Here is a 19,123-nt window from a genome sequence, read left to right on the forward strand (position 1 = left end):
TCTACCCCTTACGCTTGTTCTTTCTTACACATTGGGAAGCCTAGAGCTTCACGCGATGCGTAGTATGCTTCTGCAACTGCTTTAGTCAGGTTGCGGATGCGTAGGATGTAACGTTGGCGTTCAGTTACTGAGATCGCTTTACGTGCGTCTAGTAGGTTGAATGCGTGACCGGCTTTTAGAATGCGCTCGTAAGCAGGTAGTGGCAGTGGCTTTTCAAGCTCAAGCAGCTCTTTACACTCTTTCTCGCACTGTTCGAAGAAACCAAATAGGAATTCAACGTCTGCGTGCTCGAAGTTGTAAGTCGATTGCTCTACTTCATTTTGGTGGAAGATATCACCGTAAGTCACTTTGCTGCCATCTGGTGCGATGTTCCAAACGAGGTCGTAAACAGAGTCTACTTCTTGGATGTACATTGCTAGACGTTCGATACCGTAAGTGATCTCACCAGTTACTGGCTTACACTCAAGACCACCAACTTGCTGGAAGTAAGTAAACTGGGTCACTTCCATGCCGTTTAGCCAAACTTCCCAGCCCAGACCCCATGCGCCTAGTGTTGGGTTTTCCCAGTTGTCTTCTACGAAACGGATGTCGTGTACAAGAGGGTCAATACCAAGAACTTCAAGGGAGCCAAGGTACAACTCTTGAATATTGTCAGGCGATGGTTTTAGCGCTACTTGGAATTGGTAGTAGTGCTGAAGACGGTTAGGGTTTTCACCGTAACGGCCATCAGTAGGACGACGTGAAGGTTGTACGTAAGCTGTCGACATTGGCTCTGGGCCAAGCGCTCGTAGACAGGTCATTGGGTGAGAGGTACCCGCACCCACTTCCATATCTAGCGGTTGAACAATGGTACAACCATTTTGAGCCCAATAATCCTGCAGCGCGAGGATCATTCCCTGGAAGGTTTTGATATCGTATTTTTGCATAAGTCAGGTTCGCGCGATTCTCTTGTTACTCGTTAATTCGTCATCTATGCCGAGTTTTTCAACTCTAACAACGGCGATAAAGAGTAATTACGGTTGAATAAATTAACAATCTAGTATAACCAGATATTGAGCATGGGAGTAGAGCTAATCTTGATTAATTCGTGGGCGATTTTCTCCTTTAATGAATTTTTACCGCGTTATCTGCTGTATTTTTCCTTAAAGGGAGTTTTTGCCTGCTTTGGCTCTTGAGAAGCGCAACAAAGGTGGCTAGAATTGCGCCTGTCTTTGGGGAGTAGCTTACCTGATGAAGTTTCTGTTTCATCTGGTTCGTCCGTCAACATAATTGGTGCAAAATCACCATGGCGTTCGAGACTTGAAGCCTTTCAAGTTTAGCAAGACCTTAGACAAATCATCACGAACCGGGGTAGGGGCGTGAGGTTTGTCTTCGGTTAAAAATAATAATCCCTGCCCCAATGAGCATGTCGTGAGCGTTTTAGCTATTTCAATTACTACTGTAGCGTTAGCAGAAATTGGCGATAAGACCCAATTGCTATCTCTATTACTTGCAAGTCGTTACCGAAAACCAATCCCAATTATTGCAGCAATCTTTTTGGCAACTATTGCCAACCACGCTTTGGCTGCATGGTTAGGTGTGGTTGTCGCAGACTATCTATCACCTGAGATTTTAAAGTGGGTGCTGGTGGTCAGTTTTGTCGCGATGGCGGCTTGGGTTCTGATCCCGGACAAACTGGATGATGACGAGCAGATTTCTAATCGAGGCCCATTTATTGCCAGCTTTATCGCGTTCTTCGTTGCGGAGATAGGCGATAAAACTCAGATCGCCACTTCCATCTTAGGGGCACAATACGCGGATGCGTTAAGTTTGGTGATTATCGGTACCACAATCGGTATGCTGCTGGCGAATGTACCTGTGGTCCTGATTGGTAAATTGTCGGCCGACAAGATGCCTTTAGGACTAATCCGTAAAATCACCGCATTTTTGTTTATTGCTCTGGCAATAGGGGCTGCACTGTTCTGATTTTTTACACGTGAAATGATGTGAGTTATCAATCATTAGTGGCGTGCTGCGCGAGTTCAAACTCTGACTCAAAATCGTTCCGTTGCGTGACGGATGACATATAAGTGTCATACTTGTCATGGTAGTTTAATGGTGTGAATGATAGCGAGAGGGCAAGTTTATGCTTACACGTTACATGGGGATGTCCCCGAAGAGTCAGAGTTATTTATTCACTTTTGGTTTAGCGCTGTGTTTACTAGCGATGGTGCTAACTGATATGTGGTTACCGATTGTAGCAGGATCGTTCGTTCTTACTGGATTGACAGTAGAAGCGTGGATTCGTGTCGCTCACATCATTCCTATGCATGAAGAGATGCGGGCAATGAAGAAACAACTTAACAAGCTCCAATCAGAAGTTCGCACACTCGAATACGACGAATAAACAAACGGCAGCCAATATTGGCTGCCGTTTTTAGTTCGACCAGATTATTCCAATCCTTTCTTGATCAGGTACTGATACGGAACTTGCTCCGTTTGCGCCGCAACTAATTGGTGGTCCATAAAGCGGCAGAAACTCGGAATGTCTCGAGTCGTGGATGGATCGTCTGCTTTGACCAGCAAAATCTCACCATCTTGCATGTTGCGAATTGTCTTCCTGACCATCATCACTGGCTCTGGGCAGCGCAGTCCTTCCGCCTCTAATGTCTTGTTTGCCAGTTCAGGATTAAAGCTCATAGTGTGATTCTCGTAACTAACTGAGCGTTGAATTTTACTTTCGTTGAAAAAATATTCAATAACCACTTGGCAAACCGAATTTTTTGTTTTACCTTAAATTAACAATTTGGTAACAACTGGCAAGGGAGAGGCAATGTTAACAGCGTTAGACAGACTTACGATTTACTCAGTGCTGTGTTTTATCTCGTTTTGTGCATTGGTACTCAGGACGCCAGCTGACACCTCTTTGACGCCTCTTGTAGGCATGGTTGCCACTATTATTGGGATTTGGATCGAGATGCGCAGATGGTCTGGCGCATCTGAGCCAGAAAATTAGCGCTTCTTGCTTGGATCAGAATGCTTTTAATAACGCTCACCTATTTTTACCGACACTTCATTCCGACACTATCCCCATTTTTCTTGGGCTTCCCCGCTGAAAGGCGGGATTTTTTTTGCCTGAAATTAGGCGGTTAGTTATACATGTGTGACGTGTAACACAATAGGTGTCACACATGACCACAGTTAAACATACTATACAGCGCGGTGAGATGTTTCATTTCAATCATAGGATTGGAGGCATAGTTTACAGAAAGAGCTTAAAAACAGACTCTCCATCTACTTCTCGGCAATATGTATCTGATATCTTATCGTTTATCGAACAAGGTAAAGTATTAGGGGTATCAGTGGAAAAGGAAGATATTGACCAGTTTATTGAGATGTTAATCTCTAACAAAGTAAATGAAATTGTTAGACTAGGCAAAGCAGTCACTGAGCCTATGAGTGCAACAGCGAAGTCTTATTTCGACATCTGGTTTCATCAAACAAAATCTGCAAGAGATTACAACCTGATGGTTGAAGAAAGTAGCAGTAGTGCTCCTATTGATGTTGATATATCAACTCACCTACGTGATTCTCCTTCATATAATCAGTGGCTAACAGCAAGAATGGAGTCGGCTGCGAATCATAGCCCTCTTGTACAAGATTTATCTCAATGGGATGAAGGCGAGGGTTGGAGTATCAATGAAGACCATCAGTTCTATTGGGATTTCAGAGATTACACTTCTCATGCAAGTGAGTGGGAAAGTCATCTAGACCGTGAAGTAACTACACACGCAAAGAATCTCGCTAACGCATACAGTAAAGGTCATTCTGTACGTGCACGTATGGAGCTGGGGGAACTCAAGACCAAGTTTGCCCCGTTGTTAGCTTCCACTCCTCCCCCAGATCATCAGGTGGCACAACCCAATCCTGAACCTGAATCTACAGCACCGTTATTTGAGGATATGTTCGAGGATGTGAAGCAATATATTATTGAAGTTCGCAAGCTAAAACCCAAAACAGCCGAAAACAAAGCCGCAGCTTTTAAAGACTTTGTTCCAGCTTTCCAAGGGTTACCAATAGACCGTATTAGTTTCGAAGACCTAGAACAGATGTGGAATACGTTTGTTGGATTACCAAAATTAGACAAATTCTCTATAACAAAATACGGCATTGAGGGGGATAGCAAAGAAGATAAACGGCTATCTCGATGGGAGCTAGTTGCTAGTGGTGATATCGATGTTGATGAAGAAGATATGCTAAAGGCAAGTACATTTAATGACAAAGTTGCGTTTTTAAAAGACATCTTTATTACGGCAATGCGCAAAGGTTACATTACAACAAACCCGTTAGACATGGCTAACTTAGTAATACCAGAACATCGTAAGACGGCTCGATCACCATTACCAAAGACAACCGTAGCTGCTATTGAAAATCATGCTTTAGCCGTTCGTGATAGTTATTCTATGGCGATTTTAGTGATGATATACCATGGCATGCGCCCCAGTGAGATTACTTCATTAACCAAGTCTCAAGTGGTGACAGATGAAGATACTAAAGTTGTGTATTTCAACATTCTTTCCGGCAAGACAGCTAACGCTATTCGAAAAGTTCCAGTTCACGGCAAGCTACTGAAAGCGGGATTCATGGACTATGTGGATTCATGTTCTAATGAATTGTTTAAGTTCACTCGCCAGCATCTAACAAACTACTTCAATGTTAAGTTGCGCCCTATGTTCGATATCCCATCGAAGAATAGCGCAGGTGAGTTACAGAGCCTATATAGCCTGCGACATAACGTTATATCTCAGCTTGGTCATTTAAGTTCGGAGTTGAAATATAGATTAGTTGGTCATGGTACTAAGACCGTAACTACTAGCTATACATCTATTGAATTGGTAAAAGCACAGGAGATAATCAACAAAATACAACATTAGCCTTAGCACAAATAAATTAGATAGTCAATACAGGTTGCTTGCAAAATTTATTGATTAATGTTAATATGTCTGTATGGATTGGTTAATTAACTAGCCGACCTTAACAATTCGCACTCTTTTAGTGTTGCGATACGATTTGAATGCACTACCACCCTTTAGGGACGGTTGGTGTGTTCTTCTTTTATCTGAAATATAAGGAAATCTTATGTATACACCAGAAGCAGCAATGGTCTACTGCACTCAAAATCGACGCTTGCAACCAGTATTGGTTGTAATTCAGGCACTACTTGACGGTAAGACCGCAGAACAAATCATCCGTGAACAAATAGCACCAAGCCTTTCAATCCGCACCATTCAATATTACGCCAGCAAGTACCAACCAACACAGGAGTGTCACTAATATGAATCAAGAAATTATCAACGAATTAAACGAACGTTGTCCAATCAAGTTTGACCAAGAGCGATTAGATACACTCGAAGCCACCACCAAGATGCTGCATGAACGTGACGGGAAATACGTCAAAGAGTTTTATTCTTCTATCTATTACTTTCTCAACGATGTTCCGGAGAAGTTGAAACAAAAGTTTGTTCTTGTTTCTGATAAATACAGATTAGCTGGCGCAGGTATTAGCATTGTGTATGAGCTACCACCAGCGAAAGCGAAACAGAAATTAGCGGAATCATTAGACAAGGTACGAGTTGATTACCAAGCCGATATTGAAGCCAAACAGCAACGATGGATTGAAGAGCAAATTCAAAGTCTATTGGATGAAGAAAAAGCTCAAGCGTTAGCGGTCGCAGAAGCCAAAGAGCGTGAATTTAAGAAATCGCTACTAGATGCTTTCAAACAAGGATAAATAATACGATGAAATTAAATTTTTCAAACGATCTGTACAAAAACCTATTAGACGAAGCCAACCGTAAAAATATGCCATTAGCATCACTAATCACACAGGTTCTATACGAATTTACACAAAAATCTCACAGCAAGGAGAATGAATGTCAGGAATACCGCAAGAAGTAAAAGAGTTCATTTGCAAGTTAAAGTCAGAGGGCATATGCAGAGTAACAGATTCAAATAAAAACTATCTTTTCTGGAGTCCATACTCTCAGACCAAACAACCCTCTTGTTTTATCGAAAATGCCTTTAAATCCTCGTGTCCGAAGGCAGACCATGAATCTCATCTTGGTTATGTCATTAACTCATTACCGCTTATCACGGGTACATACTTTCGACCAGTTCAAGATAAATTCATACAGCTAGGTTTATTTGAAACTCGACTGAATACCTTCAAACCGTATAGAGTAAAAACAGATAGTGCCGATTGCCCTTTATTTCTTCAATTATTAAATCGGCTAGTTCCTGATTCAAAAGAACGTCATTATTTTACACAATGGCTTGCTCACCTTATCCAGCGACCAGATGAACGCCCGAGTATTGCTGTGATGCTAACCAGTGAGGAGGGTACGGGTAAAGGAGTGTTGTTTCATCACATCATATCACCGTTGGTTAGTCATCAGTCTAGGTTATGCGCCAGTTATGATGAATTCTTAGGTAAACATGCAACAGCATTAAGCGAAACACTCTTTGTAATGCTCGACGATGTTAAAAGCTCCAGTGATACAACTATCACCAAAATGAAGAGTAAGATTTCTGAGAAAACCGTTACCATTGAGAAGAAATATGAACAGCCGTTCAAGCAGGAATGTTTTGCCCGTATCCTTTTGGCAAGTAATGAAAGGCGTCCTCTGAAATTAGATAAAAATGATACAAGACGTTGGTTTGTTCCTCAGTACATTGAACATCAGCAGAGCAAAGAGGAGACTCAGAGCTTCATATCTACGTTACTAAACTGGCTCGATGATCCGATAGCTGGTGGACTGGATACAATATATAACTATCTGAGAGGATACGACCTAACGGATTTCAATCCATTTATTGTTGAACCAACAGAAACATTAAAATCAATGGTTGAAATGTCAGTTAGTTATCTTGAATCTCAGGTTGTCGAACATATCGACAATTCACCAGTATTCAAATTGAAAGAATTCTTACAACAGTTTGATGATTCACAAAAAGATATCGTGAAAAGCTTAATAACTAAGCACTGTAAGGAAACCAAGAACCTCAAAGATCCAATGAGTGGTAAATATGGCAGGTATTGGCAAAGAAGTTCATTGTCAGGAAAAGAAGCTCAGGACTATATCAACGCTCAGGTTCCACAAAAAATAATGCCGTTCTAAGACGCTTATAAATTAATTTGTCTTAGATAAGACATTAAGAAGACATTCTCACAAATCTTAGAGTCTAGTTGTGCCAAACCTTTCTGGTTCAATAAGGCAAAAAAGACATTTTCAATAACCACTCTATTAATAGCATAGCGAGTTTTCGTAGATAACTGGTGCGGTTTACCGTGCCTGTAATCTGGAAAGCGTAGCTATTGCTTCATAAGGATAACAATAATTATATGAATTATGATTCCAAAGAAGAAGAACAGTTTCATCAACGCCACCCAGAGTTAATTTTATGCTCAGGCAAACCGTACAATTTTACATTCTATGATAATGAAGGGACACCGTTTCGAGCATACCCCGATTTCTACAGTGAAAAGCTAGGCTGCTACATCGAATTCAAGTGCCACCAGCTCAACAATAAACTTGATAAACGATCGGCAGAAGCAGCTCATCAGAAACAGATAAATTATAAGGGCTATGATTGCCTCAAGTATCAACTAGATTACGGCTGGAATCATTCACTTCACAAACAAGCCAAAGTTCAATCTTCCTTAAAGTCTCTAGGTATTGAGATGATGGTTTTGTTCAAGAAAGGGACAAAATTGACAACCCAAGCCATTAACAAGATGAATGATAACGGCTTAAATTGGGTACTAGAAGAAGATTTGTTCTAGTTGAATGGTACGCGCACAAGCTCCTTGGTCGTTGTCATTTTAAACTCTGTAGTATTAGATTTCTGGTCATAATTTAAAGCCACTTTATCTTCAGTGCGCCAACGTCCCCATTTTTTTGAATCATTTAACCAGCCAGCCCAAACCATAGTTTCATTTCTACTGTCAATTTCACAGACATATGACCATTTAGTATTGTCATCTCTTCTTATGTAATCTACGTAGATTAGCCCTTGGTTGTCTTCTCTATCAAATCTGATGATACTTACAGGTCGGTGAAATAGTTGGCTTATATACGTTTTGCAAAGCTTTGCTTTTTGGGTAGTGGTGTAATCCTTAGCGCCAGAATTTACAGATGCGAATAGTAATCCGATCGCAAACATACCTCCAACAGCAAGCCATGCCTTGTTAGATGAGTTTTTACTTGATGTAGCGTCCGAACTAGCATCAAAGGTCGTGGGCTGTTCTCCGCTTTGCTGGTTATTACCATGCTTGAGAAAATCTTCGAATAGTACGGTGTAGCAGTCTTCTTTCATCTTGGCAGTAAAAGATTGCTTCGTCCTGAGTGTGAATTTTACATAATGATCTTTACCAATTGTTTCTACCTTGCTGAGTTCGACAATCTCATTGATTGGGATAACCATCATCCCGTCAGCATTCTTAGTTAATTTGTGGTCATGATATTGCCACTTCCCTGATTTTAGATCACCACTAACTATCTCGATTTCTATCATTTACAATTTCCCTTGCTCAACCGCATGCTACCTAGTAGAAAAATTAGACTTAGACTAAATTTTTGACGCATTGTAAGCTTTAACTATATGAAAATAAATGGCTTATCTGGATTTAAGAGCACCGAGTGATAGTAACTTATCCTACCTAAAATACTAAAGCAGTGCTTGAACAGCTTTACCAATAGTACCTAATACAGAACGAATAATTTTTTGAAACAATATTAATAGCCCCATACCCAATATAAAGCCAATCCATACAAATTCACTGTCACCAGAAGGGAACATAGTGTCATACTTGAAGACTACACTGTAAGAGATATACACGTAGATCAGACCAAAAATGAAATCAACCACACCTCTTAATGTCTTTTCTAAGTTAAAACGGTTATTGCCAATGATGTCAGTAGCTTCGTTCCCTTGGTTACAAGGATGTGTTGGACACCCACAGTTTGGACAAGACGGAGCTTTATCTGAGAACTCCTTACCACACTCATTACAAGTTATTAATGCCATAGCCAATGATTCTATTTAGTAAACTTATATAGAATATACATCAATTTGCTTAACTATCCCCTCTTGCTATGTCACATTCTCCAGAATTTTTTTAAAGATGTGTTTTTATACAAAAGCCTTGGTATAGCAAGCTTTACGTGCCACTCTGCTATCATATTAAATACAATTAATTCCTATCTTTTAGGCTTGATCTTATGACTTACTGATAGATGTCTATCATTTAGGTTGTTGACAACTCATACGATAGAATTATCATAAGGGCTACTATATGATAGATAGGAAGTTGAAAGATGATTTACGGATATGTTCGAGTCAGTACCGATACACAGCACACTGATCCACAAAAAAGCGAGATTACTGCGAAGTATCCTGAAGCAAAAATACACACTGATGTAGCCAGTGGTAAGAGTTTGGAGCGTCCACAGCTAACAGAGTTACTTGGTAAAGTTAAGAAAGGGGATAAGATAGTTATTCGAGAATTAAGTCGTCTCGGACGTTCTCAGGGCGAATTAATGACACTGATAGAGGAATATCAAAAGAAAGGGGTTGAGTTTGAAATCTTGAATATCGGTGTAGACACATCTTCAGTATCAGGAAAGATGGTATTAGGAATCTTAGCTAGTGTTTCCCAAATGGAACGTGAGTTAATGTTAGAACGTCAAGCTCTAGGTATCGCCAAAGCTAAAGCAGAAGGTAAATATAAAGGCAAACAGCAAAGTCCTGAAACTATCAAGAAGTGTAAAGAGGCATTGAAGTATGTAGACAAGGGCATGAGCAAAGAGAAAGCTTGTAAAGCCGTTGGGGTAGGTATCGCAACGCTTTATCGTTACATCAAAGCAGCCTAGGATATTTTAAACAAAGGCTCCATGACTAGCACAGTATATTCGTGCCACTAAGCGAAGCCCGCAAGATATTTCCCTTAATATCTCCACCAAGAAGCACCACCAGCAATGGGTTGGAAGCTTTATAATTTGTACACAATGTCGTATTGTTATGTAACACATATCTATAAACCCACACGTCCCACGGAAACTATCCGCTGAAAGGCGGGATTTTTTTTGCCTAAAGAGTACAATTTACCCAAACACATACAAAATAAGTGGCTAATTCGTGGAACTGGAAGATATCTATCGCCGAGATTTAAATTTACTGGTTGCGTTGCGAGTACTGATAGAAGAAAACAGTGTCAGTAAGGCGGCAACACGTCTGAACTTGAGTCAATCGGCAATGAGTCGTGTGCTTGGTCGTCTACGTGACTTGTTGGGAGACCCGCTGTTTACTCGTCAGGGACAGCATTTGATCCCAACTCAGAAAGCGTTAGAGATCGATCGCTCATTGGGCGAACCATTAGAGTCTTTACGTCAGTTGTTATCTCCGGTTGAGTTTGACCCATTGCAATGCGTGCAGACTTTCAACATCGTGACCACCGACTATGCCATGCAAACGATCTTACCGTTCGCTTTGCCGAGAATTTACCAAGAAGCGCCAAACGTGTCTTTCAACTTCTTACCACTGCAACACGACCGTTTATCAGATCAGCTCACTTATGAAGGTGCAGACTTAGCGATTTGTCGCCCGACAGGCCCGGTGGAGCCTCTACGCAGTGAAGTGTTGGGGCGAGTGGGGGTGCTGTGTATGCTTTCAAAACAGCATCCATTAGCGGATAAAGAAATGAGCTTGGATGATTATCTGAGTCATCCACATGCCATGATCGCCATCAGTGATGGTGTTAAGGCACTGATCGAACAAGCTTTGATGGAGAAACCTAAGCGTAAAATGGTTCTGCGGGCTTATCATTTAGAAGCCGCATTGGCGATCATGGATACCTTGCCAATTATCATCACAGTGCCAGCGGACTTGGCGTATCTGGTTGCCGAGCGTTATGACTTGGTGGTGAAACCGTTACCATTCCAATTCACGCCGTTTGAATACTCGATGATTTGGCATGCGCGTTGCGAGCATTCTCCTGCTCAAGAATGGTTAAGAACGATTGTGCGTGAAGAGTGTAGCCGTCTGATAGCTAAACGTATCGAAGATATGGGACTGAACTGCTAACAAAAAAGAGCCAGCAATGCCGGCTCTTCGTCTGTTTACACTGAGTCAGTGTTTATAGCTTGATAACCACACGACCCGTTACTTGACCGTTGGTGATGTCTTCTGCATATTTCGGTGCTTCAGCAAGAGCAACTTCAGTACACGCTTGCTCGAAGTAGCTGTCTGGTAGTAGCTCGACCAGCTTTTCCCATGCAGCGATACGTTTCTCTGTTGGGCACATTACTGAGTCCACACCTTGTAGGCGAACATTACGTAGGATGAACGGCATCACTGTGGTTGGTAGATCAAAACCACCTGCAAGACCACAAGCTGCAACTGCACTGTTGTAATCCATTTGCGCCAATACTTTTGCTAGTACTTTGCTGCCTACAGTATCAACCGCACCTGCCCATACTTGTTTTTCAAGCGGACGTGCTGGTTCTTCAAATTCAGTACGGTCGATGATGCGGCTAGCACCTAGTTTTTCAAGTAGCGGGCCGTTTTTCTCTACACGACCTGTCACTGCAGCAACTTTGTAGCCAAGCTGTGCTAGAAGCGTTACTGCTACTGAGCCTACACCGCCACTTGCGCCAGTTACTAGGATTTCGCCATTTTCAGGTTTGATGCCTGCATCAAGCAGTGCTTGAACACACAGCATACCAGTGAAGCCAGCAGTACCAACCATCATTGCTTTCTTGCTGTCTAGACCTTTTGGTAGTGGTACTAGCCAATCCGCTTTTAGACGAGCACGCTGAGACATACCACCCCAGTGGTTTTCACCCACGCCCCAGCCAGTAAGGACAACTTTGTCACCAACTTGGTAGCGGTCGTCTTCTGAGCTTACTACCGTACCTGCTAGGTCAATACCTGGCACCATCGGGAAGTTACGGATGATTTTACCTTTACCTGTGATCGCAAGACCGTCTTTGTAGTTTAACGATGAGTAATCAACGTCAATCAGAACGTCGCCTTCAGGCAGTTGTGTTTCATCGATTTGCTCGATGTTAGCGATAGTACGTTTGTCTTCTTGATTTAGAACTAGAGCATTAAACATAAGGTTCTCCGATTGTGCGGTAGCATGACTCTGGGTCACATGCAGCAAGATATCAACTGGTCTAAGTGTATGTCTTCTTTGTCTATGAATAAAATGAAACTTGAGCATTTAATGTATGCTCTTCATGCATGTTTGATGTAAAACAAAGGGCGACATCAATTGTCGCCCTTAAGTGTAATACTAAAAATTTTAGTACTAGTTCATTTGCTTATGATTGTTGGCTCGATCACTACAACAACGTCTTGAACTGTTATGGTCGTTCAAATACTGTCGCAATGCCCTGACCCAAACCGATACACATGGTGGCCAGACCGTATTTCGCGTCTTTCGCTTCCATTAGGTTGATCAACGTTGTTGAGATACGTGAACCAGAACAGCCTAGTGGATGACCCAATGCTATCGCACCACCGTTAAGGTTGACCTTCTCATCCATAACATCAAGCAGGCCTAAGTCTTTAGCACACGGCAGAGACTGCGCGGCAAATGCTTCGTTTAGCTCAACCACATCCATGTCTTCAATTGAAAGACCGGCACGCTTGAGCGCTTTTTTCGTCGCAGGTACAGGACCGTAACCCATAATAGAAGGATCGCAGCCCGCAATGGCCATGCCTTTAATACGTGCACGAATCTTCAAACCAAGCTCATTGGCTTTCTCTTCGCTCATGATCAACATCGCTGATGCACCATCGGACAGAGCCGATGATGTACCGGCTGTTACTGTACCGTTTGCTGGGTCGAACACTGGGCGAAGTTGAGATAGACCTTCAACGGATGTTTCAGGGCGAATCACTTCGTCGTAATCCAGAGTGAACAGTGTGCCATCTGCTGCGTGGCCTTCAATTGGTAGAATTTCGTTTTTAAAACGACCCTCTACGGTTGCTGCGTGCGCACGAGCGTGAGAGCGAGCGGCAAACTCGTCTTGTTGCTCACGGCTAATACCATGTAATTTACCAAGCATTTCAGCCGTTAAGCCCATCATGCCCGCAGCTTTTGCTACGTTCTTTGACATACCTGGGTGAAAGTCTACACCGTGGTTCATTGGCACATGCCCCATGTGCTCAACGCCACCAATTAGGCAGATTTCAGCATCGCCAGTCATGATGGCACGTGTACCGTCGTGAAGCGCTTGCATTGATGAACCACACAAGCGGTTAACCGTCACGGCGCCAATTTCAATCGGCAGGCCCGCGAGTAGCGCGGCATTACGTGCAACGTTAAAGCCTTGCTCTAGTGTTTGCTGTACACAGCCCCAGTAGATGTCTTCAATCTCGCTTGGGTTCACTTGTGGGTTACGCGCAAGAATGCCTTTCATTAGGCGCGCAGATAGATCTTCTGCTCGTGTATGACGGAAAGCACCACCTTTAGAGCGACCCATTGGAGTACGTAGACAATCGACTACGACAACATTTCTTGTTTGATTAGTCATTTTAGAATCCCTCCTTAGATAGAACCTTGCTGTTGTGCACCGTAAAAGCTTTCACCTTTCGCCGCCATATCAATCAGCATTTGCGGTACTTGGTACATCGCACCTAGCTCGGCGTGTTGTTTTGCCATTTCAACGTATTCAGCAATACCCACGCTGTCTAGATAGCGGAATACGCCACCGCGGAATGGAGGGAAACCAAGACCATAAACCAGTGCCATATCCGCTTCTTGTGGAGTGGCAATGATGCCTTCTTGTAGGCACAGCACCACTTCGTTGATCATTGGAATCATCATACGTTGAATGATGGTCTGATCGTCAAAGTCCTGCTTATCGGCACAAACGTCAGCAAGTACCGGTAAGATCGCTTCGGAGAAGGTTTTCTTCGGCTTACCTTTTTTATCTATGGTGTAGCTGTAGAAGCCATTACCATTTTTCTGACCATATTTGTCTGCTTCGAACAGTGCATCAATCGCATCACGACCTTGTTTACCCATACGCTCAGGGAAACCGTCAGCCATCACAGCTTGTGCGTGGTGCGCGGTATCAATGCCGACTACGTCAAGCAAGTACGCCGGTCCCATCGGCCAGCCAAACTTACGCTCCATGACTTTGTCGATTTTCGTAAAGTCAGCACCATCACGAAGTAGCATGCTGAAGCCGCCAAAGTATGGGAACAATACGCGGTTAACGAAGAACCCTGGGCAGTCATTAACGACAATTGGTGATTTGCCCATTTTCGCAGCATACGCCACAACACGATTGATGGTTTCATCAGAGGTGTGCTCACCACGGATGATCTCAACAAGAGGCATACGATGCACTGGGTTGAAGAAGTGCATACCACAGAAGTTTTCTGGGCGTTTTAGTGATTTTGCCAATAGGTTGATAGGAATCGTCGAGGTGTTTGAGGTGATAACGGTGTCGTCACCGACATGGGACTCAACTTCACTCAAAACTGCTGCTTTTACTTTCGGGTTTTCAACGACAGCTTCAACAATCACATCAGAGTTTTCAATACCTGCGTAATGTAAGCTCGGTGTGATTGACGCTAAAATACCCGCCATCTTAAAGCCATCAATGCGACCGCGAGATAAGCGTTTATTCAGCAGCTTAGATGCTTCAGTCATGCCTAGGTCGAGCGACGCTTGCGCGATGTCTTTCATTAAGACTGGCACACCTTTTAGCGCTGATTGGTAAGCAATGCCGCCACCCATGATACCTGCACCTAATACGGCTGCACGTTGCGTGTCTTTACTTGCTGACTTCGCTGCTTTTTTCGCAATGCCTTTGATGTATTGATCATTAAGGAATAGGCCAACGAGTGATTTTGCTTCTTCCGATTTAGCCAATTTCACGAAGTGCTTACGTTCAATGTCTAACGCTTCATTACGTGCAAAGCGAGCACCTTCTTCAATCGTGATAACGGCTGTCATTGGGGCAGGGTAGTGAGGACCTGCTTTTTGTGCCACCAGACCCTTCGCCATGGTGAAGCTCATCATTGATTCAAGCTTACTCAGCGTTAGAGGCGATGTTTTCTGTGCTCGGCGTGCTTGCCAGTCAAGTTTCTCATTAATTGCAGAGTTAAGAGTTTGTAGTGCTGATTCGTATAAAGCATCAGTCTCTACAACAGCATCGAGTAAGCCAATTTTCAATGCTTCATCAGCTCGGCATGCTTTACCTTGGGTTATGATTTCCATTGCGCTGTCTGCGCCAATAACGCGAGGTAAGCGTACACAACCACCAAAGCCCGGCATGATTCCCAGTTTCGTTTCTGGTAGGCCGATGCTGGTGGTTTTGTCACCAATACGCATGTCTGTTGCTAGCACACATTCACAACCGCCACCAAGAGCGTGGCCTTTGATCACTGAGATGGTCGGAACGGGTAAGTCTTCTAATTTGTTAAAGATGCTATTAGCAAATTGCAGCCATTGGTCGAGCTCGGCATCCGTTTTAGCAAACAGACCTAAAAACTCGGTAATGTCTGCGCCTACAATGAATGCGTCTTTATCTGAAGTGAGCAACAACCCCTTGAGGCCTTGATGGGCAATGAGCGCATCAAGAGCTTTATCTAGCGATTCTAATGTCGCTAGGTCGAGTTTGTTGACGGATTTTGGAGAGCAGAAGCTTAGCTCTGCAATATCATCTTGTATTTCCTTTACCTGTAGGGTTTCGGCTTGGTAAATCATTGTCTATCTCCATGACATACAATCGTGGATTGTCTGTATACCTATTTCAACGACGCCGTGTACCTCGGCAAATAGGTATCGAGGAAGTCGTTTTATTTTTGTTCTGGTTTGACCAGTAAGGTTAGTTTGGATCGTGGATTGTTTAATTTCAATACATTTTTTAAACAAGTGTTTAACATTGTGCGCTGTGGCAGATCTTATGCGACGGGTAAATCACACTCGTGATAGACTTCAGGCAAATAGACATGAATCCATAATCCTATGAATGACAAGCCTTATCTGATTCCAGCAGAGCCCGCTCAATTTGAAGAAGAAATTAAAAAGAGCGTCTTCATTACTTATTTGGCACACACGCCAAGTATCGAAGCTGCAAAAGCATTTGTTGATCAAATCAAAGCTAAACACGCTGATGCTAGACATAACTGTTGGGGCTTTGTTGCTGGTCGACCAGAAGATTCGATGAAGTGGGGCTTTAGTGATGATGGAGAACCTTCAGGGACGGCAGGCAAACCAATCCTGGCGCAGCTGTCTGGATCTGGGGTGGGGGAGATCACGGCTGTGGTCACGCGATACTCTGGTGGAATCAAGTTAGGTACAGGCGGCTTGGTTAAAGCGTATGGGGGTGGGGTTCAACAAGCGCTCAAGCTGCTTCAAACTATTGAGAAAAAAATAACCACAAAGCTCAGACTAACGTTAGACTATGGGTTTATGCCTATCGCACAATCAATCATGCCGCAATTTGGTGCGATAGAAGTCGAGGCTGAATACAGCGATCAGGTCGTATTAGTGGTGGAAATTGAGCTTCGAGAAGTGAGCGCGTTTACCCAAGCAATCATCAATAAAAGCGGGGCAAAGGCAATTGTCACTCCGCTAGACGGACAATAATGAAAAACAGGAAGCAACAGGGACAGCTTCGCTAGTCAATTTATCCATGCAATTTCGTTCAATTATTCGAATCGTCGGGCTACTGCTCGCACTCTTCAGTGTCACTATGCTTGCGCCAGCACTCGTTGCGCTGATCTATCGAGATGGTGCTGGTGTGCCTTTTGTCACGACATTTTTTGTTCTGCTGTTTTGTGGGGCCGTTTGTTGGTACCCAAACCGCAGGTATAAGCACGAGCTTAAAGCTCGAGATGGCTTTCTTATTGTCGTCTTATTCTGGACAGTACTTGGCAGTGCAGGCTCGATCCCCTTTCTCATTGCTGACAATCCGAACGTCTCAGTGACAGATGCGTTTTTTGAATCGTTTTCTGCTCTCACGACGACCGGGGCGACCGTTATTGTTGGTTTGGATGAGTTACCTAAAGCGATTCTATTCTATCGACAGTTACTGCAGTGGTTCGGCGGTATGGGAATCATCGTATTAGCGGTGGCGATTTTGCCAGTACTTGGCATCGGTGGTATGCAGCTTTACCGCGCCGAGATCCCAGGTCCAGTCAAGGATACTAAAGTGACGCCGCGCATAGCAGAAACTGCTAAGGCGCTTTGGTACATCTATTTGAGCCTGACTATCGCCTGTGCTTCGGCTTTTTGGTTAGCTGGTATGACGCCATTTGATGCCATCAGTCACAGCTTTTCCACCATTGCCATTGGTGGCTTCTCTACCCACGATGCCAGCATCGGATACTTTGATAGTTACGCGATTAACCTGATTACGGTGGTTTTTCTGCTTATATCTGCATGTAATTACACACTGCACTTTGCTGCATTTGCATCAGGTGGCGTACATCCCAAGTATTACTGGAAAGATCCTGAGTTTCGCGCCTTCTTGTTTATTCAAGTGCTGCTATTTATCATTTGCTTTCTATTATTACTGAAACATCACTCTTACACATCGACATACGATGCTTTCGATCAGGCTCTGTTCCAAACTGTATCAATATCCACAACAGCGGGCTTTACGACAACAGGTTTTGCGGATTGGCCGCTCTTCTTACCTGTGCTGTTATTGTTCTCTTCCTTTATAGGTGGTTGTGCTGGTTCAACAGGCGGCGGCATGAAAGTGATCCGTATCCTGCTTCTTACCTTACAAGGTGCGCGTGAACTAAAACGTTTGGTGCACCCTCGTGCGGTTTACACCATCAAAGTGGGTGGCAGTGCCCTACCGCAACGTGTTGTCGATGCAGTTTGGGGTTTCTTCTCCGCATACGCATTGGTATTTGTGGTTTGTATGTTGGGGTTGATTGCAACAGGAATGGATGAGCTCAGTGCGTTCTCGGCGGTGGCTGCGACTCTGAACAACCTCGGTCCTGGCTTGGGAGAAGTAGCGCTGCACTTTGGTGATGTTAACGACAAAGCAAAATGGGTATTGATAGTTTCTATGCTGTTTGGTCGTTTGGAAATCTTTACCTTACTTATTCTACTTACGCCGACGTTTTGGCGTAGCTAAGGGGAAATCGTGGCAAAAGCATTATTTCTATACTCTTCCCGCGAAGGGCAGACTAAAAAAATTCTCCACTATATAGATGAACAACTTCCAGACTTCGATTGTGAGCTGGTGGATTTACATAATGTCGAGACGATTGACTTCAGCCAATACGACAGAGTATTGATAGGCGCCTCTATTCGCTATGGCCATCTTAATAAAAAGCTATACCAGTTTATTGAGCGAAACCTCAATCAATTGGAGCAAAATAAAGTGGCATTTTTCTGCGTAAACCTAACCGCTCGTAAAGAGGACCAAGGAAAGGATACACCTGAAGGTAGTGCCTACATTCACAAGTTCCTAATTAAGTCGCCTTGGAAACCAACGCTAATAGGTGTTTTTGCTGGTGCACTTTATTACCCACGTTACAGCTGGTTCGACAGAACTATGATTAGGTTCATTATGTCGATGACGGGTGGCGAAACTGATACGACCAAAGAGGTGGAGTACACCAATTGGGAAAAAGTGGCTCTTTTCGCAGATAAATTCAGAGAACTGTAGAAATAACGTGCTCTTTTGACCGCTTTTGATGCAAATTTATCCGAACGATAAAAAAATCAAAAAAAACGAGAAAAAGGGCTTGCCAATGTGATCGCAATCTCTATAATGCCACCTCGCTGACACGGCAACGCTTCGAAGCTTAAGTTTCGAAAGTAAGAAGCCAAGTTAGCAAGCCAAATTAGCCAAGCGGAAACGCTTGAAGAAAGTTTGAAAAAAGTGATTGACACTAAACTTTAACTCGCTAAAATGGCCGTCCTGTTTTGAGCAAAGCTCAACAGGAAAGCTCTTTAACAATATAGACCTATCAATCTGTGTGGGCACTCGTTGATGATAATCCAATTAGAAGCTTCGGCTTCAAATTAGGTTTCAATGAAACGAAGTGACCAATCAAGTCTTCGGACTTGGCACAGTCAATTCATTATCGTTCTGTT

The 19,123-nt window shown here is 43.3% G+C and carries 20 protein-coding genes; 13 read left to right on the top strand and 7 right to left on the bottom strand.

The annotated features are described in order from the left end of the window. Window positions 1-8: 8 nt before the first annotated feature. Entirely contained in the window at window positions 9-926 is a 918-nt protein-coding gene (gene glyQ / locus R7P80_RS26060) for a glycine--tRNA ligase subunit alpha (protein WP_005383818.1), read from the bottom strand. Window positions 927-1,410: 484 nt separating this feature from the next. Between glyQ and R7P80_RS26065 the strand changes: the two genes are divergently transcribed. Beyond that, complete coding sequence (locus tag R7P80_RS26065; RefSeq protein WP_005378877.1) at window positions 1,411-1,965, top strand: TMEM165/GDT1 family protein; 555 nt, start codon at window positions 1,411-1,413, stop codon at window positions 1,963-1,965. A gap of 160 nt (window positions 1,966-2,125) precedes the next feature. Then, window positions 2,126-2,386 carry a hypothetical protein gene (locus R7P80_RS26070; protein WP_005378878.1) on the top strand — a complete coding sequence of 87 codons (261 nt, stop codon included), beginning with the start codon at window positions 2,126-2,128 and terminating at the stop codon, window positions 2,384-2,386. Between the two features lie 44 nt (window positions 2,387-2,430). Here the strand turns inward: R7P80_RS26070 and tusA are convergent, their stop codons facing one another. Continuing rightward, window positions 2,431-2,679 (bottom strand): sulfurtransferase TusA, encoded by a 249-nt coding sequence (gene tusA / locus R7P80_RS26075; RefSeq protein WP_005378879.1) that lies wholly within the window; start codon window positions 2,677-2,679, stop codon window positions 2,431-2,433. 133 nt (window positions 2,680-2,812) lie between these two features. On the opposite strand from tusA, the gene R7P80_RS26080 reads away from it, so the two are divergent. The 6 genes from R7P80_RS26080 (at window position 2,813) to R7P80_RS26105 (ending at window position 7,822) form a co-directional block, all read left to right on the top strand. Continuing rightward, window positions 2,813-2,995, top strand: coding sequence for a hypothetical protein (locus R7P80_RS26080; RefSeq protein ID WP_104975726.1), 183 nt, complete (start codon window positions 2,813-2,815; stop codon window positions 2,993-2,995). 175 nt (window positions 2,996-3,170) lie between these two features. After that, window positions 3,171-4,913, top strand: a complete 1,743-nt coding sequence (locus R7P80_RS26085; RefSeq protein WP_170892817.1) for a hypothetical protein — start codon at window positions 3,171-3,173, stop codon at window positions 4,911-4,913. A 205-nt stretch (window positions 4,914-5,118) separates the two neighbouring features. Next, window positions 5,119-5,313 carry a hypothetical protein gene (locus R7P80_RS26090; protein ID WP_170892818.1) on the top strand — a complete coding sequence of 65 codons (195 nt, stop codon included), beginning with the start codon at window positions 5,119-5,121 and terminating at the stop codon, window positions 5,311-5,313. Window position 5,314: 1 nt separating this feature from the next. Continuing rightward, window positions 5,315-5,770 (top strand): hypothetical protein, encoded by a 456-nt coding sequence (locus R7P80_RS26095; RefSeq protein WP_170892819.1) that lies wholly within the window; start codon window positions 5,315-5,317, stop codon window positions 5,768-5,770. 142 nt (window positions 5,771-5,912) lie between these two features. After that, a complete protein-coding gene (locus tag R7P80_RS26100) occupies window positions 5,913-7,157 on the top strand; it encodes a primase-helicase family protein (RefSeq protein ID WP_170892820.1) in 1,245 nt (414 codons plus the stop codon). A gap of 224 nt (window positions 7,158-7,381) precedes the next feature. Next, window positions 7,382-7,822 carry a hypothetical protein gene (locus R7P80_RS26105; RefSeq protein ID WP_170892821.1) on the top strand — a complete coding sequence of 147 codons (441 nt, stop codon included), beginning with the start codon at window positions 7,382-7,384 and terminating at the stop codon, window positions 7,820-7,822. Here the strand turns inward: R7P80_RS26105 and R7P80_RS26110 are convergent. After that, complete coding sequence (locus tag R7P80_RS26110) at window positions 7,819-8,553, bottom strand: hypothetical protein (protein ID WP_170892822.1); 735 nt, start codon at window positions 8,551-8,553, stop codon at window positions 7,819-7,821. The two genes, R7P80_RS26105 and R7P80_RS26110, sit on opposite strands and share 4 nt — an antisense overlap. A gap of 153 nt (window positions 8,554-8,706) precedes the next feature. Beyond that, on the bottom strand, window positions 8,707-9,066 hold the full coding sequence (locus R7P80_RS26115) for a hypothetical protein (protein WP_170892823.1): 360 nt from the start codon (window positions 9,064-9,066) through the stop codon (window positions 8,707-8,709). A 290-nt stretch (window positions 9,067-9,356) separates the two neighbouring features. Here R7P80_RS26115 and R7P80_RS26120 point away from each other — a divergent pair, with 290 nt between their 5' ends. Together R7P80_RS26120 and R7P80_RS26125 are read left to right on the top strand one after the other, a co-directional pair. Next, window positions 9,357-9,911 carry a recombinase family protein gene (locus tag R7P80_RS26120; RefSeq protein WP_170892824.1) on the top strand — a complete coding sequence of 185 codons (555 nt, stop codon included), beginning with the start codon at window positions 9,357-9,359 and terminating at the stop codon, window positions 9,909-9,911. A 265-nt stretch (window positions 9,912-10,176) separates the two neighbouring features. Beyond that, window positions 10,177-11,121 (top strand): LysR family transcriptional regulator, encoded by a 945-nt coding sequence (locus R7P80_RS26125; RefSeq protein ID WP_005378881.1) that lies wholly within the window; start codon window positions 10,177-10,179, stop codon window positions 11,119-11,121. Between the two features lie 52 nt (window positions 11,122-11,173). Here R7P80_RS26125 and R7P80_RS26130 read toward each other — a convergent pair whose 3' ends face one another. The 3 genes from R7P80_RS26130 to fadB form a co-directional block, all read right to left on the bottom strand. After that, window positions 11,174-12,154 carry an MDR family oxidoreductase gene (locus tag R7P80_RS26130; protein WP_025768943.1) on the bottom strand — a complete coding sequence of 327 codons (981 nt, stop codon included), beginning with the start codon at window positions 12,152-12,154 and terminating at the stop codon, window positions 11,174-11,176. Window positions 12,155-12,404: 250 nt separating this feature from the next. Further along, a complete protein-coding gene (gene fadA / locus R7P80_RS26135; protein ID WP_006743176.1) occupies window positions 12,405-13,580 on the bottom strand; it encodes an acetyl-CoA C-acyltransferase FadA in 1,176 nt (391 codons plus the stop codon). Between the two features lie 14 nt (window positions 13,581-13,594). Next, window positions 13,595-15,766, bottom strand: a complete 2,172-nt coding sequence (fadB, locus tag R7P80_RS26140; RefSeq protein ID WP_225492063.1) for a fatty acid oxidation complex subunit alpha FadB — start codon at window positions 15,764-15,766, stop codon at window positions 13,595-13,597. A gap of 261 nt (window positions 15,767-16,027) precedes the next feature. On the opposite strand from fadB, the gene R7P80_RS26145 reads away from it, so the two are divergent. Genes R7P80_RS26145 through hemG form a run of 3 tightly spaced genes read left to right on the top strand, consistent with a single transcriptional unit; the run spans window position 16,028 to window position 18,692 of the window. Next, window positions 16,028-16,651 carry a YigZ family protein gene (locus tag R7P80_RS26145; RefSeq protein ID WP_005378891.1) on the top strand — a complete coding sequence of 208 codons (624 nt, stop codon included), beginning with the start codon at window positions 16,028-16,030 and terminating at the stop codon, window positions 16,649-16,651. A 46-nt stretch (window positions 16,652-16,697) separates the two neighbouring features. Next, window positions 16,698-18,155, top strand: a complete 1,458-nt coding sequence (locus R7P80_RS26150; protein WP_005378893.1) for a TrkH family potassium uptake protein — start codon at window positions 16,698-16,700, stop codon at window positions 18,153-18,155. Between the two features lie 9 nt (window positions 18,156-18,164). Then, the gene (gene hemG, locus R7P80_RS26155; RefSeq protein WP_054577148.1) at window positions 18,165-18,692 is read left to right on the top strand and encodes a menaquinone-dependent protoporphyrinogen IX dehydrogenase; all 528 of its coding nucleotides are present in this window, start codon (window positions 18,165-18,167) and stop codon (window positions 18,690-18,692) included. Window positions 18,693-19,123: the final 431 nt, after the last annotated feature.

It is taken from the genome of Vibrio sp. 2092, assembly GCF_033339635.1.
GTDB classification, from domain to species: Bacteria; Pseudomonadota; Gammaproteobacteria; order Enterobacterales; family Vibrionaceae; genus Vibrio; species Vibrio alginolyticus.

Coding starts and splice junctions, on each gene's coding strand:
- R7P80_RS26085 (WP_170892817.1), top strand. CDS start 3,171: ATGACCACAGTTAAACATACTATACAGCGCGGTGAGATGTTTCATTTC.
- R7P80_RS26110 (WP_170892822.1), bottom strand. CDS start 8,553: ATGATAGAAATCGAGATAGTTAGTGGTGATCTAAAATCAGGGAAGTGG.
- glyQ (WP_005383818.1), bottom strand. CDS start 926: ATGCAAAAATACGATATCAAAACCTTCCAGGGAATGATCCTCGCGCTG.
- R7P80_RS26105 (WP_170892821.1), top strand. CDS start 7,382: ATGAATTATGATTCCAAAGAAGAAGAACAGTTTCATCAACGCCACCCA.
- R7P80_RS26130 (WP_025768943.1), bottom strand. CDS start 12,154: ATGTTTAATGCTCTAGTTCTAAATCAAGAAGACAAACGTACTATCGCT.
- R7P80_RS26080 (WP_104975726.1), top strand. CDS start 2,813: ATGTTAACAGCGTTAGACAGACTTACGATTTACTCAGTGCTGTGTTTT.
- fadA (WP_006743176.1), bottom strand. CDS start 13,580: ATGACTAATCAAACAAGAAATGTTGTCGTAGTCGATTGTCTACGTACT.
- R7P80_RS26145 (WP_005378891.1), top strand. CDS start 16,028: ATGAATGACAAGCCTTATCTGATTCCAGCAGAGCCCGCTCAATTTGAA.
- R7P80_RS26095 (WP_170892819.1), top strand. CDS start 5,315: ATGAATCAAGAAATTATCAACGAATTAAACGAACGTTGTCCAATCAAG.
- fadB (WP_225492063.1), bottom strand. CDS start 15,766: ATGATTTACCAAGCCGAAACCCTACAGGTAAAGGAAATACAAGATGAT.
- tusA (WP_005378879.1), bottom strand. CDS start 2,679: ATGAGCTTTAATCCTGAACTGGCAAACAAGACATTAGAGGCGGAAGGA.
- R7P80_RS26120 (WP_170892824.1), top strand. CDS start 9,357: ATGATTTACGGATATGTTCGAGTCAGTACCGATACACAGCACACTGAT.
- R7P80_RS26100 (WP_170892820.1), top strand. CDS start 5,913: ATGTCAGGAATACCGCAAGAAGTAAAAGAGTTCATTTGCAAGTTAAAG.
- R7P80_RS26070 (WP_005378878.1), top strand. CDS start 2,126: ATGCTTACACGTTACATGGGGATGTCCCCGAAGAGTCAGAGTTATTTA.
- R7P80_RS26115 (WP_170892823.1), bottom strand. CDS start 9,066: ATGGCATTAATAACTTGTAATGAGTGTGGTAAGGAGTTCTCAGATAAA.
- R7P80_RS26090 (WP_170892818.1), top strand. CDS start 5,119: ATGTATACACCAGAAGCAGCAATGGTCTACTGCACTCAAAATCGACGC.
- R7P80_RS26150 (WP_005378893.1), top strand. CDS start 16,698: ATGCAATTTCGTTCAATTATTCGAATCGTCGGGCTACTGCTCGCACTC.